The following is a 1,805-nucleotide window of genomic DNA, read 5'->3' on the forward strand; positions in this document are numbered from 1 at the left end:
TGATATTTACGACGTTTCAATGTCACCCACCTCAGAGCTGGACTTGGCAAGTACTGAATACGTTGGTGCTGAGCTGGAGGGTACGGCCAAGGTCAAGGCCGGAAAAGATGCCCCATTTGTTGTAGACGAAATAAGCGCATAACCCTCACTTTTCCCGTTGGGGCCTCGGCCCCTTTTTACTATTTCAAACCTCTTTTCAAACTGAGTAAATGGCATGGCAGATAAAACACTCCAGCTCGCATTACGAATAGTGGCTGAAGCCACTGGCAAACAAAACCTTGAACAGTTAGTTGCTGAGCTGCGCCGTATTGAGCAAAGCGCAGATGATGCTGCACCTGCCACAGACCAACTCAGCCAGAATTTAAATGAGACGGCCCAAGCTGCAAAGCAAACGAGTAAGCAATCAACTCAGCTTGCCGATGACTTAACGTCCTCAACTACCGCTAGCGCTAAGCTGGATGAATCGCTCAGAGACGTCTCAAATAAAGCGAAAACCACGGCGAGCAATACGAAAGCACTGAGTGGCGACTTAAACCAGGTTGGCACTGCCACAACGAACGCCAGCCAAAAAGCAGGCGTGCTCGCGGATGTGATTGATGAGCTAGGCAACCAGCAGGAACTTATCCGTGCTTTTGAGCGTTCCAAGCGAGAGCTTGAAGAACAAGAAATTGCCACGGCTGCTGCGGCCCATGCGCTAGACCAATTACAAAAACAAGCACAAGACACCAGTAAGCCATTTGTAGAGCTTGCCCGAGGCATTGACCTTGCAGAGCGCGACTTGCAGCAAATGCGGGCTGAGCTGACGCAGCAAACCACCAAACACAATGCACTGCAACAAGAGCTAAAGCGAACTGGTCTTGATACCAACAACCTTGGCATTGCCAAACGCGAACTAGCTGGACGTTTTAACCAAGCTGGTAAAGCCGTTGATGGGTTTACGCAAGACCTAAAACAAGGCTCAGCTGCCCAACAAGCCCATGCGGCAAGCCTTGGTAACGTCGCTAGCCAAATCGCGGCGGTTGCTGCTGCCTATGTTGGGTTAGACCAAGTTGGCCAAGCCGTTCGCTCGGTCTTCGAGACTGGCGATAAATTTGAAAAGCTCGGCGTTCAGATGAATGGTCTCATGGGCAGCATTGCCCAAGGTGAAAAGGCCAGCGCCTGGATAACTGAATTTACTAAAAATACACCGCTTCAGCTCGGTGAAGTATCGCAAGCATTTGTGAAGCTCAAGGCATTCGGTCTCGACCCAATGGACGGCACGCTGCAATCTATTACAGACAGCGCATTAAAACTTGGCGGCAGTTATCAAGAAGTTGAAGGGATAAGCCTCGCACTTGGCCAAGCTTGGGCAAAGCAAAAGCTGCAAGGTGAAGAGATTTTGCAGCTAGTTGAACGTGGTATTCCTGTATGGGATATGCTGCAAACGGTCACGGGTAAAAACGTCCAGGAACTACAAAAGTTAAGTAGCGCAGGCAAGCTAGGCCGTGACGTTATCAAGCAGTTAATTGATGAATTGGGTAGAACCAGCACAGGCAGTGCGGCTGCACAAATGGCGTTATTTAGCGGCCAGGTATCTAATGCCAAAGATAATCTGGAGCAGTTTTATAACCTCATTGCTAAGTCTGGTGCGATGGATTGGCTCAAGGGCCAAATTGGCGAACTAAACAAAGAGTTCGCAGCAATGGCAGCTGATGGCCGATTGCAAGAATGGGCGCAGTCAATCAGCGACACCATTGTGGCAACCGGCACAGCTATCAAAGACACCATCACTACGCTGTATGAATACCGTGAGGAGATAGGATTTG

Annotated in this window: 1 protein-coding gene; it reads left to right on the top strand. The window is 49.7% G+C overall.

The genetic code is table 11. The features are described from left to right. Positions 1-214 precede the first annotated feature (214 nt). On the top strand, positions 215-1,805 hold a 1,591-nt coding region (locus L1D50_RS22900), incomplete at its 3' end, for a tape measure protein (RefSeq protein WP_239966925.1).

Origin of the sequence: Pseudoalteromonas sp. Isolate6, assembly GCF_022398435.1 — a bacterium.
Taxonomy (GTDB): Bacteria; Pseudomonadota; Gammaproteobacteria; order Enterobacterales; family Alteromonadaceae; genus Pseudoalteromonas; species Pseudoalteromonas galatheae.